The sequence below is a fragment of the Oribacterium asaccharolyticum ACB7 genome (assembly GCF_000238075.1).
Taxonomy (GTDB): Bacteria; Bacillota; Clostridia; order Lachnospirales; family Lachnospiraceae; genus Oribacterium; species Oribacterium asaccharolyticum.
The window spans coordinates 81,571-96,264 of the sequence record NZ_JH414506.1; the positions used below are offsets into that span (position 1 = coordinate 81,571).

The 14,694-nt window shown below is 46.0% G+C and carries 15 protein-coding genes and 1 pseudogene; all 16 read right to left on the minus strand.

What is annotated here, in order from left to right; all coding sequences use genetic code 11:
- Window positions 1–19: 19 nt before the first annotated feature.
- On the minus strand, window positions 20–2,176 hold the full coding sequence (gene flhA, locus HMPREF9624_RS08245; protein WP_009537359.1) for a flagellar biosynthesis protein FlhA: 2,157 nt from the start codon (window positions 2,174–2,176) through the stop codon (window positions 20–22).
- Window positions 2,169–3,254 carry a flagellar biosynthesis protein FlhB gene (flhB, locus tag HMPREF9624_RS08250; protein WP_009427896.1) on the minus strand — a complete coding sequence of 362 codons (1,086 nt, stop codon included), beginning with the start codon at window positions 3,252–3,254 and terminating at the stop codon, window positions 2,169–2,171. The genes flhA and flhB overlap by 8 nt, the downstream gene beginning before the upstream one ends.
- Window positions 3,255–3,381: 127 nt before the next feature.
- On the minus strand, window positions 3,382–4,134 hold the full coding sequence (locus tag HMPREF9624_RS08255) for a flagellar biosynthetic protein FliR (protein WP_009537360.1): 753 nt from the start codon (window positions 4,132–4,134) through the stop codon (window positions 3,382–3,384).
- Between the two features lies 1 nt (window position 4,135).
- Window positions 4,136–4,402, minus strand: a complete 267-nt coding sequence (locus HMPREF9624_RS08260) for a flagellar biosynthetic protein FliQ (RefSeq protein ID WP_009537361.1) — start codon at window positions 4,400–4,402, stop codon at window positions 4,136–4,138.
- 100 nt (window positions 4,403–4,502) lie between these two features.
- Complete coding sequence (fliP, locus tag HMPREF9624_RS08265; protein WP_009428714.1) at window positions 4,503–5,159, minus strand: flagellar type III secretion system pore protein FliP; 657 nt, start codon at window positions 5,157–5,159, stop codon at window positions 4,503–4,505.
- Window positions 5,152–5,586 (minus strand): flagellar biosynthetic protein FliO, encoded by a 435-nt coding sequence (locus HMPREF9624_RS08270; protein WP_009537362.1) that lies wholly within the window; start codon window positions 5,584–5,586, stop codon window positions 5,152–5,154. The genes fliP and HMPREF9624_RS08270 overlap by 8 nt, the downstream gene beginning before the upstream one ends.
- Window positions 5,586–7,001, minus strand: coding sequence for a flagellar motor switch protein FliN (gene fliN, locus HMPREF9624_RS08275; RefSeq protein WP_009537363.1), 1,416 nt, complete (start codon window positions 6,999–7,001; stop codon window positions 5,586–5,588). Before fliN ends, HMPREF9624_RS08270 begins: the two co-directional genes overlap by 1 nt.
- A 51-nt stretch (window positions 7,002–7,052) precedes the next feature.
- A complete protein-coding gene (gene flgC, locus HMPREF9624_RS08280) occupies window positions 7,053–7,502 on the minus strand; it encodes a flagellar basal body rod protein FlgC (RefSeq protein ID WP_009429142.1) in 450 nt (149 codons plus the stop codon).
- A 17-nt stretch (window positions 7,503–7,519) separates the two neighbouring features.
- The gene (locus HMPREF9624_RS08285) at window positions 7,520–7,888 is read right to left on the minus strand and encodes a response regulator (protein ID WP_009537364.1); all 369 of its coding nucleotides are present in this window, start codon (window positions 7,886–7,888) and stop codon (window positions 7,520–7,522) included.
- Window positions 7,889–7,962: 74 nt separating this feature from the next.
- A pseudogene (locus HMPREF9624_RS12315) lies at window positions 7,963–9,149 on the minus strand (flagellar motor switch protein FliM).
- An 81-nt stretch (window positions 9,150–9,230) separates the two neighbouring features.
- Window positions 9,231–10,205, minus strand: a complete 975-nt coding sequence (locus HMPREF9624_RS08295; protein WP_009537366.1) for an OmpA/MotB family protein — start codon at window positions 10,203–10,205, stop codon at window positions 9,231–9,233.
- A complete protein-coding gene (locus tag HMPREF9624_RS08300; protein WP_009537367.1) occupies window positions 10,205–11,014 on the minus strand; it encodes a motility protein A in 810 nt (269 codons plus the stop codon). The genes HMPREF9624_RS08295 and HMPREF9624_RS08300 overlap by 1 nt, the downstream gene beginning before the upstream one ends.
- A gap of 48 nt (window positions 11,015–11,062) precedes the next feature.
- On the minus strand, window positions 11,063–11,293 hold the full coding sequence (locus HMPREF9624_RS08305) for a flagellar FlbD family protein (RefSeq protein ID WP_009537368.1): 231 nt from the start codon (window positions 11,291–11,293) through the stop codon (window positions 11,063–11,065).
- 142 nt (window positions 11,294–11,435) lie between these two features.
- Entirely contained in the window at window positions 11,436–12,455 is a 1,020-nt protein-coding gene (locus HMPREF9624_RS08310; RefSeq protein WP_009429869.1) for a flagellar hook-basal body complex protein, read from the minus strand.
- Window positions 12,456–12,608: 153 nt separating this feature from the next.
- Window positions 12,609–13,451, minus strand: a complete 843-nt coding sequence (locus tag HMPREF9624_RS08315) for a flagellar hook capping FlgD N-terminal domain-containing protein (protein ID WP_009537369.1) — start codon at window positions 13,449–13,451, stop codon at window positions 12,609–12,611.
- 9 nt (window positions 13,452–13,460) lie between these two features.
- A complete protein-coding gene (locus HMPREF9624_RS08320) occupies window positions 13,461–14,687 on the minus strand; it encodes a flagellar hook-length control protein FliK (protein ID WP_009537370.1) in 1,227 nt (408 codons plus the stop codon).
- Window positions 14,688–14,694: the final 7 nt, after the last annotated feature.

A 14,694-nucleotide genomic window follows, 5' to 3' on the forward strand; every position in this document is an offset into this window, starting at 1 on the left:
AACATTTCCGTGATTTTTCTTAGGCACTGCCTTTTTCTTCCATATCGTCTTCCAAACGAAGGCTTCCAATCGCCTGAATCTGAACATTGCTCGCCACTTCGTTAAACGATAGTACCCTTACATTCGGATAAAATTGTTCGATCAAATGGTAAAAATGGATTCGCATAACCTGCGAGGTGAGAATCAGGGGAGGACTGGTAAGATTGTTGAATTTCTTACTTTCTTCCGCCACCTGTCGTACCAGGCTCTGTAAGAGCTCAGGGCTCAAGGCAAGGTACAGTCCGTTCTCTCCTCGGGCAAGAGAGTTTACCATGGTTCGTTCCAGACCGGCATCCAAGGTGATAACCTTCATGTTGCCATCCTCACAATACATTCTTGTGATGGTTCTCTTCAGTGCAGCACGAACCTTCTCTACAATCTGATCCGTATCCTTGACCGGTAAACCATTCTCACTAATTGTCTCAAAGCAGGTCTCAACGATGGTTTCCAGGTCTTTTATAGAGATTCCCTCCTTAAGGAGCATAGTCAGGATTCTTTGCAGAAGATTGTAGCTGATTACGCTCGGAAAGGCTTCTTCGCAAAGCTCCGGTGCGGTTTTCTTCAAATTCTCGACAAGGCGCACCACTTCCTGTCTGGTCATCAGTTCAAAGGAATGTCTCTTAATCGTTTCCGACAGGTGAGAAAGCATAACCGAAAGGGGGTCGATAACCGTATAGCCGTACAGCTCCGCTCTTTCTCGATTTTCCGGACGAATCCACTTCGAGGGGATACCGTAGGCAGGCTCAATGGTTTCAATGCCGTCGATAGTGTCTTCCACTTCGTCCGGCTCCAAAGCCAGAACATAATCCGTCAGAATTTCACCCTTTGCAATTTCTTCGCCTTTGACCTTGATACTATATTCATTGGTCCCCAAATTGGAGGAATCCCGCAAACGAATGGAAGGCACCACAAAGCCCATATCCTGCGCATACTGCCTTCGGAATATAACGATTCTTTGAATCAAACGACCGCCTACCGATTCATCCGCAAGAGGAATCAGACTGTAACCGAAATCCATTTCAATCGGTTCGACCTGTAAGAGGTTATAGACGTTATTGACATCCTTATAGAAGTCCTCTTCACTCTGCGGCGCTTCTTCCTTCTGTCCTTCAGCAGGAGCGGCAGCCGGTTGCCCTTCCTCGTCCATAGCGGCCAGTAAGCCTTCACCCTCGTTCCTTGCCTGTTCAGGTTCTTCCTTGATTCTTTTTTCCAGATAATATCCTGCCGCAATAAAGCCGCCTGCAACGGGAATAATCTGTAAAATCGGCATACCCGGAATCAAAACCAAAACCATCATCGCCATACCGGTAATCAGCATCGCTCTCGGCTGCGCCGTGAACTGTTTGGAAACGTCTTCATTTAAAGAGCCTTCCGATACCGCTCTGGTAACAATCATACCGGTTGACACGGAGATTAGCAGTGACGGAATCTGTCCTACCAGACCGTCTCCCACGGTAGCAATGGAATAAGTGGAAAGTACGGTAGCAACCGGCTGACCCGATTGAATGATACCGATGATACTTCCTCCGACCAGATTGATGGCCGTCGTAATCAGAGACATGACACCGTCTCCTTTTACAATCTTTGTCGCACCGTCCATGGAACCGTAAAAATCGGATTCTCTCTGAATCTTCTGTCTTCTTTCTCTGGCCTGCTTTTCCGTAATCATACCGGAAGAAAGATCCGCATCAATCGCCATCTGCTTACCGGGCATTGCATCCAACTTAAAGCGGGCAGCCACTTCCGATACACGCTCCGCACCCTTTGTGATAACGATAAACTGCATGAGCACGATGATTAAGTAAATAATCAAGCCGACAACCACATTTCCCTGTACCACGAAATCACCGAAGGCCTTGATAATGGCCCCCGAAGATCCGCCACGGGTCAAAATATTTCTCGTTGTGGAAACGTTAATTCCCAATCGGAACAGGGTCGTAATCAATAGGAGGGACGGGAAGATGGATAACTCAAGCGGTTCTCTGATCGTCATGGTGATGACCAGAATCATCATGGAAATTGCCATGTTAACCACAATAGCCACATCGACAAGTGCCGGTGGCATTGGAATCATCAATAGCAATATGATCACCAGTACGAAAAGTACTACTGAATTTTGCAAAAGTCGTTTAAGCATTTCTATTATCTTCCTTTGCTCTATCTAAGATATCTTGTCTATTTTCCTTCCGGTAAATGTAAACCAGAATTTCCGCTACCGCCCCGTAAAAATCACCGGGGATTTCCTGTCCCACCTTACACAGGGGATACATGGCTCTGGCAAGCGGTCTGTTTTCCACAGCCGTAATCTGATGTTCCTCTCCGACCTCAATGATTTTCAGAGCAAGCTCATCCTGTCCTTTCGCCAGGACAACCGGAGCCTGATTCTTATCCGGATCATACTTAATGGCAATCGCCAAATGTTCCGGGTTTCGGATAATCACATCCGCATCGGGTACGGATTGCATCATACGCTGGTTCGCCTTGGAACGCATCAACTGACGAATTCTTCCTTTAATCTCCGGGTTTCCTTCATTCTGTTTGTATTCATCCTTTACTTCCTGCTTCGTCATCTTTAAGTCTGACTCGTATTGCCACTTCTGATACATAAAGTCAAAGATGGCAATAATCAGAAAGACACCGCATACCCGGGTAATCAGGTCAAACATCATACTCATCAGCGCAATACTGGAATTCCGGATGTCCATATGCAACATTTTGGCAATGGGAATAATATCCGCCTTCAGTATAGAATAAAGGAAATTTATCAAAAGTACAATTTTTATTATATTCTTAATCAGGTCTACAAGGTTTCTTTTGGAAAAAACCTTTGTAAAGCCTCTTGCAGGGCTCAGCTTGGAAAACTTCGGTACAACCAGCTTGAAACTGATGTTGAACCTGGTCTGCACAAGGCTTGAAATCGTTCCCAGGAACATCGTAATGAGCAAAAGCGGCAGCGCAGACTTGACCAAAAGCCACAAAAAGCGATAGTAAATCTGACTGGACACCGGTTCTCTTTCCTGAATCAATTCCAGTATGAAAGAGAGAAAATTACGTAAGTCCTTGTAAATGAAGGGAATCATAAAGCGTACCGCGTAGAATACCCCAAAAAGAACCACTACCGTAACAATATCCGCACTTTGAAAGACATTACCTTCTTTTCTCGCATCCTGCCGCTTTTTTTCGGAAGGCGCTTCGGTCTTATCGCCGTCAGCCACTATCTACCTCTCCTTCTGCTTTAACCCTTACCCCTAAGTGTACCTAAAACCGTGAAAAACTTCCACAGTTAAATGCATGATTTTTAAGTATTTTTTAATTCCCAACCGTTTTCGACCTTCTCTAATCCTACAAAAGACGCATGACCTGTCCCAAATAATCAAAAGCACTGCGAATAATATCGTTCATTTTGTCCGATATAGGAACGAGAAGGAAATACAGCATTAAAAAACCCAGGGAAATTTTTAACTGAAAGTTAACCTGAAAGATATTAATCTGCGGAATAACCCGCATCAGGATGCCCAGAGCCACCTCGGTCATAAGCTCAATTCCCATTATGGGAAAGGCCAGCTCCAAGCCCATTTTCATGGAAGCAACAAAGAGGTTCAGTATCAGCTTCGGCATGAGCAGGGTACGGATAGATACTTCTCCGAAGGGATTGGTATCTATGGTTTTGAATAAAATTTCCAAAAACCGAAGGTGACCGTCTACAGAGAGAAATATGAGCAACAAAAAAGTATAGAACAGACCCGTACTGACGGTAGCCTGACTGCTGCTCTGCGGGTCAAAGACCTGCGCCATGCTTAAACCCAAGGAAAAATCGATAACGGAAGTGGCAAATCGCAGGGAGAGAAAAGTCAAATCCATAGCAAAGCCTAGACAAAATCCTACGAAAAGCTCCTTTAAAAGCAGAAAACCGTATTCAATAAAATTGCTCGGTACCACATTTAGCTTCCCCCCCGTATAGCTATAGCAAAAGAAGGATAGCGCCAAAATCAATGCCGCTCTGGCTCTCGCAGGATAATTCACCCGACCGAAAATGGGATTAAATGCCACGGCTCCGCTCATGCGCATGACGATAAAAGAAAATAAGATAAACATATTATCCTCCCGCCACCAGTCCTAAAATCATCACAAAAAAGTCTTGCATGGTCTTCAAGAGGGTACTGCCCAAGACGGAAAGCAGAATGACTATCGCAATCAGCTTCGGCACGAAGCTTAAGGTTTGCTCATTGATAGAGGTTGCCGCCTGAAAAATAGCCACCACAATACCCAAAATCATACTGATTAAAAGAAAAGGCAGGGCTATTCGAAGCGCCAACATAAAAGTTTGGTTCATAATATCCAGGATTTGGTTGCTATCCAGCATTTTTGCTCCTTTCCTCCCGCTCTGCTCCTCTCCATCGTTTTCCTCCATGAAGAGCCTATCTCTTACTCTCTGCTTGCTCTGTCTTACTTCACTTCGGACTTTAACGAAAACTGTTCACCATACTTGCAAAAAGCAGATTCCAACCGTCCACCGTGATAAACAAGAGCAACTTAAACGGCATAGACACCATAGCCGGAGGAAGCATAACCATTCCCATAGCCATCAAGGTGGTGGAAACCACGACGTCAATTAATAAAAACGGCAGATAAATCAAAAATCCCGCAGTAAAGCCTCTTTTCAGTTCGGAAGTCATAAAAGCGGGCACTACCACTGTTAGGGGGTAGTCCTTGGGATCATTTTTCAGCTCGGTCTTACTCATTCCCACGAAGCGATCCAGGGTCTTTTTCTCCGTATTGCGGAGCATGAATTCCTTCATATCGTCTCCCATGCGTTCCAGAGCCTGTTCCTGCGTAATCGTACCTTTTTTATAAGGCTCATAAGCCTCCTGATTAATCTTATTAATCGTAGGAGACATGATATACAGCGTCAGAAAAAAGGCGATGCCCGCCAAAACCATATTCGGCGGAGTCTGCTGCACCCCCATCGCATTTCTCGTAAAAGAAAGGATAATGATGATTCTTGTGAAAGAAGTCATCATAATGACAATAGACGGGAGCAATGCCACCAAGGTCAAGAGATAAATCAATTCCAGTGTTGGCACAGACCCGCCGTTTAATCCAGTTAATAATTCATTCATCCGGACTCCTTTCCGAAATACGCGATCCTTCGCCTTCTACTCTATCTGCATTTTCCGTATTCAAGCTTTGAAAAATGCCGGAAAAATCTCCCTCTTTTTTCCCACCGATCGACCGAATAAAGTCCTGAATCGACCTTCCCTTCATAACCGATTCTACCTCTTCATACTCTTCCTTAAGCTCAGTAATCAGATTGATTCCCTCAGGTCCTGAACCCAGAAGTAGACAGCGGTTTTCCTTCTCCAATTGAAGAATAAACAGCTGTCTGTCTTGTGCAATCTGTATGAGATCGACCACCTTCATATAGCGGCCCTTTTGAAAATGTTTGCCGTACTTTCCGATGATTCGATTTAAGGTCCAGGCTCCTAAGATAAAAAGACAAAGAAGGAGAAATCCGGATACCAGGGAAATGCTATCCTCCGCAAACATTATAGGCTCTCCTCATTAATGTCTTTCTTTAAAATTTCCGTAATACGAATACCGAAGTTATCTTCTACAACTACGATATCTCCCTTTGCAATACACTCTCCGTTTACATAAAGATCCGCCTGTTCTCCGGCCATCTTATCCAAAACCACCAGAGAGCCCTGTGTAAACTCGAGGATATCCTTTACCAGCTTTCTGGTTCTTCCGATTTCTACCGAAATCTCCAAAGGAACCTTCATCAGGAGTTCTCGATTGCTGGCATTTTCTTCTTTTCCTTCCGCATCATCCAAAAATTCTTTGGAGTTTAACGGTTTTATGATGCTGGGTTCTGCAGGAGCCGCCTTACTGCTCTTTCCGCTCTGCATCTCTCGCATGAGCTCCATCATCTGGGTCTGAGACTGTTGCATCTGTGTAATCAGCTGCATCGTCATGGGATCCATCATCCCGCCCATAACCATTCCCTGGGGGATAGCCTGCGGAGCGGGCGCCGCCTGAGGAATCGGCTGTGCCGGAGCTGCTTCCGGCATCGGTTGAACCGGTGTTGCCTGTGCTTCTTGCTTCGGAGGCTGATTCTCTGCCGGTGCCGCATTGTTCGAGGATGCCGGCTGTACAGCCTCAGCGCTACCCTCTTCCGCCTGTGCCTGCAACAGACTTGCCAGAAGAGCATCTGCCTGTGCCTGGTCAATCGGGCCGGACTTCGCGGCCTGCGGTACTTCCACCGGGGATTCTGCCGGAGCTGCCTCCTGCACTTCCGCCTGCGGGGCTTCTACCGGAGCTGCCGGCTCTTCGGAAGGAATGTACTCATCATCGTCATCTTCTATGCCGAACTGTGCCTTAAACGGCTCCAAAAGACGCTTCACAAGGTCTACAGACATGATATTGATAAATTCGCTACTCAGCTTTCCTTCTATCTCTAAGGTAAAACGAATAACGACGCTGTCTTCCGATCCGTCGAAATACTTATCTTTAAACGCATTTCCGTCGTCAATCTCATAGGAAATCGGGGTGGAAATATCCACGGTTGTGCCTAAAAATTCGGATAATGCCGTGGCGGAAGCCCCCATCATCTGGTTCATGGCTTCCCGAATCGCACTGGCATTGATTTCATCCATCACGAATTCTTCTTCCGGAATCTCTGCTCCCATCATCATCGAGACGATGACACGCACATCATTTCGGGAGAAAAGCATAACGCTCTTTCCGCTGAGCCCTTTTACATACGAAATTTCAACTCCAACTGCAGGTTCTAAATCCTGGAAATCAAAATCATCCTTTGTCAGCACCTGTACAATCGGAGTGGTAATGTTCACCTTCGTGCCAAGAAGTGTGGATACTGCTGTTGCCGATGAACCCAGGCTGATATTCATAATCTCGCCTATGGCATCGAATTCCATTTCATTGAAGCTCGTGGCACTCATCTATCATACTCCTTTATTTTCCCTAAAAATCCAATCATCCTCTTATCTTATTTATTTTCCAATGTCCAAAGCTCTCTGTGCCATGGTCTTCATCGCATTCAGGGCTGTGACATTTGCCTCATAAGAACGTGTAGCGGACATGGAGTCTATGGTTTCCTTCAAGACATCCACATTCGGATAATTTACATAACCGTCAGCGTCGGCATCCGGGTGGTTCGGGTTATAGACTCTCTTCATTTCCCGATCGTCCGTAATAACTCCCTGCACTCTTACTCCTGCATGCTGACCCCGGAAGCCTTTGCCATTCGCTGCATTCCGAAGCGCATGCTGAAAAGAGCGGTCTCCATAACTTTCCAAAACCACATCTTTCCTTTTGTAGGCACCACCGGACTCCGTTCTGGTAGTATCTACATTTGCGATATTCTCTGCGGCAATGTCCATTCTAACCCTCTGAGCACTAAGGCCCGAAGCGCTTATATCGAATGAATTTAAAAATGACATACTCTTCCTCTACTCTCTTAAACTCCTAAAATTGTTTTTACCGTGGAAGTGATACGCTCTGCATTAAAGGGCTTCACAACAAAGTCCTTGGCACCGGATTTAATCGCATCCACAACCATGCTCTCCTGTCCCATTGCAGTACACATAATCACCTTTGCATCCGGATGTGCTTCTCTGATCTTCTTCAAAGCCTGCAAACCGTCCATATTCGGCATCGTGATGTCCATGATGACCAGATCCGGATTCTCTTCATCAAATTTCTTTACCGCTTCCATGCCATCCTGTGCTTCCACGAAGGTGCTATCAGCAAATCCGCCCTTTGTCAGGGAATTCTTAATCATCATTCGCATGAACGCTGCATCGTCTACTAACAAAATCTTTGCCATCTTCGTTTCTCCTATCCTTATCTTTGCTTTCTATATCTGTAGGCGATTTCGCCTAAAGAATCATTTTTGCATCCCTATTCATCCAGGGAAGGATCCGTATCCAAAAGTTCCTGAAGGTCTTCCGCGTCAATGCCGGGATTGCTGATAAATTCTTCATCCTCCTCCGACTCATCCGGACTTTGAGTAAAACCCTCTGTATCATCTTTCGGCAGTTCTTCTTTTTGCATAATACGTTCTTCTATTCGAACGGCTATGTTTTTCTTAAATACACCCATTTTTCCGGTAAACCACGGCTGTCTTCCCACATAGAGCTTTACCGAAGAATCTTTCTCCTTGTTCAGGTCGATTACATCTCCCACCTTCAGGTGATACAAATCCTCTATGTCCAGCTTAACAATGCCCAGCTGCCCCGTTAAGGAAAATTCGGAAGTGCGCAGATGTTCCATAATCACATCCTGGTTGTTTTCATAGGCAAATCCTCTTGCCAGATGCTTCCGATTGTCAATAATCTTAAACATATGTTCCAGCAAGGTTCCCGGAAGACATATTCTGATTCTTTCCATAGCCAAACCGGAAATGTCCACATTCAGAACCACAATCATTACCGTCTCGTCCAGACCGACTTCCTGTACCATGGAGGGGTTGGTCTCCACTTTCGAAATCTTGAACTCCGCATTGATGTAGTTGCTGAAGCCGTCTCCCAAAGCATGGACAATGTATTCCATGATTCGTCTGTAGAGTGCCATCTCCACATCGGTGTAACGATAGTCTCCGTCCGTCTTCATAACGGAGTCCGTGCCGCCGAGCATATGGCTTACCAAAGTTAATGTAAGCCCCGGAGAGATATAACTCATAAGGGGTACGTTGCTGGTTCCCTTACCGTCTACATGCGTCTCCACAATGGTCATACAATCATTTTCATGGAACGCATTGACATATTCGTAGTATCTTGTTTCCCTTAACTCTAAAACCGTAATATCCGTCATAGTTCGGAAAATACCGTTTACTTGAGATGTCAAAATACGAGCATAGTTATCAAAGATGCTCTTTAACAAACGAATCTTCTCTTTGGTAAACTTTCTCGGACTGTAGAAATCGTACTTACTGAAATTGTCTTCCTTAGCAGGAGCTTCCTCCTTCTTCGGACTTTCCTGGACCGAAACCTCTACAGCCTTCGGTTCCTCTTTCTCCTCTTTGGGGGACCGTCCTGCATGGATTTCAGAAGTGCATCGATTTGGCTTTGGGATAGTACATCTGCCATCTATAAACCTCTTCCTGAACTCTTGTGAAAAAGCTTTCCCTTTCCCACATAACTCCTTTCGTATGCTTCGGACTTCTATCCTTACTCCGAAGCTGACGTAGCGCCTGCGTCAACTGTTTCTGCCTGTGGCTGTTCAGCAGGAACTGCCTGTGGCTGTTCTGCAGGTACTGCTTCCGCATTCCCTTCTCCTGCCACCTCCTGCGGTGCTTGTCCGTTTTCTTCCGCTTGAATATTTTCCGGAACCCCGTCGGTCACGATTGTCTTATCGCTGTTCTTTCCGCTGTAGTATTCCTGGAAATATTCATCCAAACCTCGAATCTGCGCGCCCTGATCAATGAGAAGAATCTCCACACGCCTATTCTTGGCTCTGCCTTCGGATGTATCATTTTCGGCAATGGGATGAAACTGCCCATAACCTATGCTAACCAGCTTATCCGGAGAAATAATTCCCCGTCCCTGTATAAACAGGCAAACCTCCGCAGCACGCATCACGGAAAGCATTCTGTCATTTCTCGGATTATTGGCTCTGTTCGGATCTCCCTGAGCGGTATGCCCCATGATGTTGACCTGAGAAATCTCATTCGCCTGATCAGCCAGCGCATTGCAAAATACCGTTAAAGTCTCTTGTCCCTGCGGTGTAATGACGGAACTGTCTCCATTAAAGAAGGCCTTATCCTTAAACACAACAAAAGTATAATCCTCTCCTCGGGAAACTTCCACCCCGGAAATTCCTGCATCATTCAAAGCCTTCGCAATCTGCAGGTAGAGTTCCTGCGGATCGTTCAGATTGACCTCGTTTGGGGGAATCGAACCGTCTCCCACGGAACCTTTTCCATCCTCATTCGTTACCTGTCCGTTCAGGACTATCTGTTCTGCCGATTCTTCGCCCGGCCTTCCGTTCGGAAAGATAGAGCGAACAAAGACATCCCATTTTGCCTGATCCAGGCTGGACATGGAATAGAGAAGCACGAAGAACGTCAGTAAGAGCGTTACCAAGTCTCCGTAGGTGTCCATCCAGGATCCGCCTTCGTCACCGCCTCCGCCTCTTTTCTTCATTACTTTTCACCTCCGCCGCCTGCTCCGGCTTTAGCCAGAAGCTTCTTTTGTTGTTTCTGATCAAGAGAGGCGAGAAGTCTTTCTCTGATTACCTTCGGATTGTCTCCGGATTGGATTGCAATAACGCCTTCAATAATAACCTGGCAGTAAAGCACCTCTTCATTATCTCTTATTGTGAGTTTTTGTGCAATAGGGTGAAAGATAACATTACTTAAAGATGAGCCGTAAAAAGTGGTAATCAAGGCAACACCCATATCCTGACCCAGGGTACTGGAACCGCCCGAACCGGAAAGGTCCATTCCTTTAAGCATGTTAATCAGTCCTACCAGAGTTCCAATCATACCAAAAGCCGGCGCCAAAGCCGAGCCTTTTACATAAAGTCCCTTGGCTTCTTCATGCCGGGTCATCATATCTTCTACTTGCCTTTCGAGTGCCGCTCTGACCTTATCCGGGTCATTGGCGTCTACAATCATGACCACAGCCTGTTTAAAGAACGGCTCCTTGATTTCCTCCGCTTTTTCTTCCAGCGCAAGTAGTCCGCTCTGTCTTGCAATCAGGGCCAGGTCAACTATAGCATCTACTGTCTTGGGAATGTTGTATTTTTTTCCGCCCCTAAGACAAATTGCAATATGTTTCGGAACTTCCTTTAAGATACGGAAGGGATAGCAGGCAACCAGTCCCGCAATGGTACCTCCGATAACGATAAGCACACTGGGAACGTCCCAGAAATTTCCCAGCTTATTCACACCGATTCCGTTAACGATTAATATAGCGGCTAAAATCCAGCCGATTAGCATTGTTAAATCCATGGTCTTTTAACTGCCTCCTTGCAATCATTCTCCCTTTCAGGCCTATTCTTACCCCTTGATTTCATAAACATCTTCTCCTGTATGGAGTTTGTTCTGAAAGGTAAAGCAATTTCCCAAAAACTCCTGTACCTGCTTCACGATTGATTCAACGCTGTCTCTGACAAGATAAAAATCACCATTTGCCAGCTTGATTTTTGTTTCCGGAATTTGTCGTATGTATAAAACTTGAAAATAATTTAAGAAAATTTCTTCTCCGTTTAATTTGGTTAGGCGAATCATGATTCCCTTCCTCTCTTCAACCTAATGATATAAAGTAAGTCTCTTTACTCAGAAAACGAGGATGCGAAATAAGGAAGACTGTAAAGATTCCCTTCTTTCTTTCCTTATCTCGCAACCTCATAGCTGCTCTGTTAATTCAAAATTATCTCTTCATGTTAACCAGTTCCTGCAGTACCTCATCCGATACGGTAATGATCTTGGAGTTTGCCTGGAAACCTCTCTGTGCGGTAATCATATCCGAGAACTCCTTGGCAAGGTCTACGTTGGAAGCCTCCAAGTATCCTGCCATAAGGGTGGGGGTAGAACCTTCTCCCGGCATTGTTGCGGAAATGTATCCCGTGTTATCGCCTACACCTGCGTTAAAGGTATTGTTTCCCGCCTTGGTAAGACCTTCCTGGTTCTGGAATGTCGCTACCGCTACCTTTCCTAAAACAACCGACACGGAAGTAACCTGTGCAGCGGCTCCTCCGACTCCGGGAGTCTTGTTATCAATAATTCCCTTTACGATTCCGTCTTCACCGATTTCCACGGACTTCAACTGTGCCGCAAAGCCGGTAAATACCGGAGTTCCCGTAAGAGTAACCGTTCCAGCATTATCCGCAGCCGGTGCTCTAAGCGGTACCAGCTTCTTTCCGCCGTCTCCGTACTTGGTCGGCTCCGTCAAGGAATCGGGCTGGAAACCGTAAACAAAGTTATGGTTTGCATCTACGATATATCCGTTTGCATCTACTGAAAACTGTCCTACTCTGGTGTAAGCAAAGTTGTTCTTTTTCATCTCTGCGGTGGTAGTCTTCGTATTTGCCGGATCCAACTCAATCGACTTATTGGATGCACTGGTTACAAAGAAACCGGAACCGTTGATAGAAGCATTAAAACCGCCTACATAAGAAGGAGTACTGGATGTATAGTCCGTCGCAATGGAACCCGTAAGAGAACCATAGCCGTACTGTGCCGGGTTAGCACCACCGATGGTTGCATTACCCGTTGCTTCCTGCTTACCTCCGGAAGAAGTGGAGGATGTCTGATACATCGCATCCTTAAAACTGTAGGTCTGCGCCTTAAATCCAAAAGTGTTTACGTTTGCAATATTGTTACCGATAACATCCAACTTATTTTGATGTGCTCTCAAGCCTGCCACAGCAGAATCCATTGCTCTTAACATATTATCTTATCCTTTCCTCAATTCATTATGCATTCTCAAAAGAGGTTCTGTTTTGTCTGTAAGTTTACGTTTTTTTATCGACCATTTTTTGATTTTGTATAAAGGATATTGTTAAATTTTAATTCTCGTTTTATACATGGTCATCCCGTACGCCTACGCTGATGTCGAAGTGCTTGGACTTCCGCTTGTTCCCGTTACCGCATTACTCTGTAATCCGACACCCGGTCCTATTTCCGTAGTGCTCTGCGCTCCGGTGTGTGTTCCTGCCGCAGGAGCGGTCTGCGCACCAGAAGCGGGGGCGGTGCCTGCTCCGACAGAACTCGGCGTAGCCGCTCCTCCCGCACTTAGCGGAGTAGCCGTATTGCTTGTACCCGCTACGGCAGACGTTGTACCGTGAGAGGCTTGAGCGCCTGCGGTAGACGTTGTACTGTGAGAAGCTTGAACACCTGCGGGTGCTGCGCCTGCGGTTGCCGCGCCTGCAGCTGTGCTCTGCGTGCCTGTAGCGTTCACAGCAGTCGCCGCTGTTGTTGCAGTTCCTGTACTGAGCTTTCCAATCTGCAAAAGGCTCTCTAACGGATATTCCGTTGTATCTCCCTCAATACGGAATGTTGCTTCATTCCCTTTCATGTTAACGGAAGCAATAATGCCGCTCTTCTCCTTCGGCGCATTGGGATCTGGATTCTTATCCGCATCAGGCACCTTAACTGTTACATCCTTCCCGATCAAGCCGGCAAGATAAGTTGTCTTGGTCAGTGCCATTTCTTCCTTCATGTTGCTCGTCATGGTTCCCAAACTCTGTACCATCGCCATCTGCGTCATCTGCGCCATCATTTCACTGTTGTCCATAGGATTCGACATATCCTGATGGGCAAGCTGTGCCGATAAAAGTTTGAAATAACTCTCAATGGTTAATGTATTTTTAGCATTGGACTTCGCTGTATAGCTCCCTGCCTCATAGGGGCTTGTAGCCGAAGACACACCGCGTATATCTGCCATACTTCCTCCTTACTCACTAAGACCGAGTCTCATTCTGTGGATAAATCCTTCCGTGTTGCCTCTTCTTCTTTCTTCCAGTTCTTCACGGAGTCTCCGCTCCGCCTCATCCTTATTTTCTCCATTGTTATGAGAAGGATTCTCTTGGAAAAGATTTTCTCCCTTCGCTTCCTCATGGACAACGACCTTCGTGACTTCTCCGGTTTTCTGCTCCAAAATTCTGGCCATATCCAACGCGCCGTTTTGCAAGAGGGATAGGGTCTTCGGATTTTCCGCAAGAATAACCAAATTGGCTTTGCCGGCGGAGAAATTCACTTTTACCGTAATCTGTCCCAGTGTTCTGGGCTCCAATTCTATCTTGATTTCTCCTTTGGAAAAATCGATTTGTTCTCCTAAAAACTTCGCCACGTCTTCAGGAATGCTTTCTTCCTTTGTATAAAGTCTGAGCGGTTCCTCCGCTTTCTGAACGGGGCTGCTCTCCGCCTCTTTCCGGAACAAACTCTCCGGCTTTACGGCATGCTCGGGTGCAAGCTCTTCTTTCTTTAAATCCGGTCTTGCAACTCTCTCTCCGCTTTTCTTTGCAGACTTGGTCTCTACTTCATCCTTTACAGTCGTTTCTTCCTCCTGTAAAGGCTGTTTTTCCATTCTCACAGCCGAAAACACAGTCTCCTGGTCTTCAGCCTTCTCTTCTTTCGGAAGGACTGTTTCGGCAGCTACCGCCTTTGTAGCGGGAGCTGAAAGCTCTTTTATCTCCGGCTGACTGCTTTCTACTGTTGCAAGAACTTCAGGAAGTTTCTCTCCCGACTCTTGCACAGCGGCTACCGAAAGGGCTTCTCCCTCTTCCGTCTTGGCCTGTAATTCCACCTTAAGCTGGTCTCTTTGAATCAAGAAACTGTTCTCGGTCAGAAGCGTAGCCATTTTTCCGTCTTCCGAAGCTTCTTTCTTACTCTCCGTTTTCTTTTCTTCCGTCTTTTTCTCGTCCGGTTTCTTTACTTTTCCGCTATTCTCGTCTTTTTTGTTTTCGACGCTTCCCTTTTTATCGTCTTTTTCCGTACGAACATCTTCCTTCTTCTCTCCTTCTTCCTTCGAAGCCCGAAGAACTTTACTGAAGTCTAAGGGAGCGCTTCCGCTATCTTCCGTTTTTCTGTTTTCTTTTCCCGATGAGTATACCGAGTTCTGTTGAATAAGACTGCTCTTACCTGCGCTGATTTCCTTGTTCAGCATCATTAGTTCCGCCATATTTTCT

Coding starts and splice junctions, on each gene's coding strand:
- fliP (WP_009428714.1), bottom strand. CDS start 5,159: ATGAATGAATTATTAACTGGATTAAACGGCGGGTCTGTGCCAACACTG.
- HMPREF9624_RS08285 (WP_009537364.1), bottom strand. CDS start 7,888: ATGGCAAAGATTTTGTTAGTAGACGATGCAGCGTTCATGCGAATGATG.
- HMPREF9624_RS08270 (WP_009537362.1), bottom strand. CDS start 5,586: ATGTTTGCGGAGGATAGCATTTCCCTGGTATCCGGATTTCTCCTTCTT.
- HMPREF9624_RS08260 (WP_009537361.1), bottom strand. CDS start 4,402: ATGCTGGATAGCAACCAAATCCTGGATATTATGAACCAAACTTTTATG.
- HMPREF9624_RS08315 (WP_009537369.1), bottom strand. CDS start 13,451: ATGGCAGATATACGCGGTGTGTCTTCGGCTACAAGCCCCTATGAGGCA.
- HMPREF9624_RS08305 (WP_009537368.1), bottom strand. CDS start 11,293: ATGATTCGCCTAACCAAATTAAACGGAGAAGAAATTTTCTTAAATTAT.
- HMPREF9624_RS08320 (WP_009537370.1), bottom strand. CDS start 14,687: ATGGCGGAACTAATGATGCTGAACAAGGAAATCAGCGCAGGTAAGAGC.
- HMPREF9624_RS08295 (WP_009537366.1), bottom strand. CDS start 10,205: ATGAAGAAAAGAGGCGGAGGCGGTGACGAAGGCGGATCCTGGATGGAC.
- HMPREF9624_RS08255 (WP_009537360.1), bottom strand. CDS start 4,134: ATGTTTATCTTATTTTCTTTTATCGTCATGCGCATGAGCGGAGCCGTG.
- fliN (WP_009537363.1), bottom strand. CDS start 7,001: ATGAGTGCCACGAGCTTCAATGAAATGGAATTCGATGCCATAGGCGAG.
- HMPREF9624_RS08300 (WP_009537367.1), bottom strand. CDS start 11,014: ATGGATTTAACAATGCTAATCGGCTGGATTTTAGCCGCTATATTAATC.
- flgC (WP_009429142.1), bottom strand. CDS start 7,502: ATGTCATTTTTAAATTCATTCGATATAAGCGCTTCGGGCCTTAGTGCT.
- HMPREF9624_RS08310 (WP_009429869.1), bottom strand. CDS start 12,455: ATGTTAAGAGCAATGGATTCTGCTGTGGCAGGCTTGAGAGCACATCAA.
- flhA (WP_009537359.1), bottom strand. CDS start 2,176: ATGCTTAAACGACTTTTGCAAAATTCAGTAGTACTTTTCGTACTGGTG.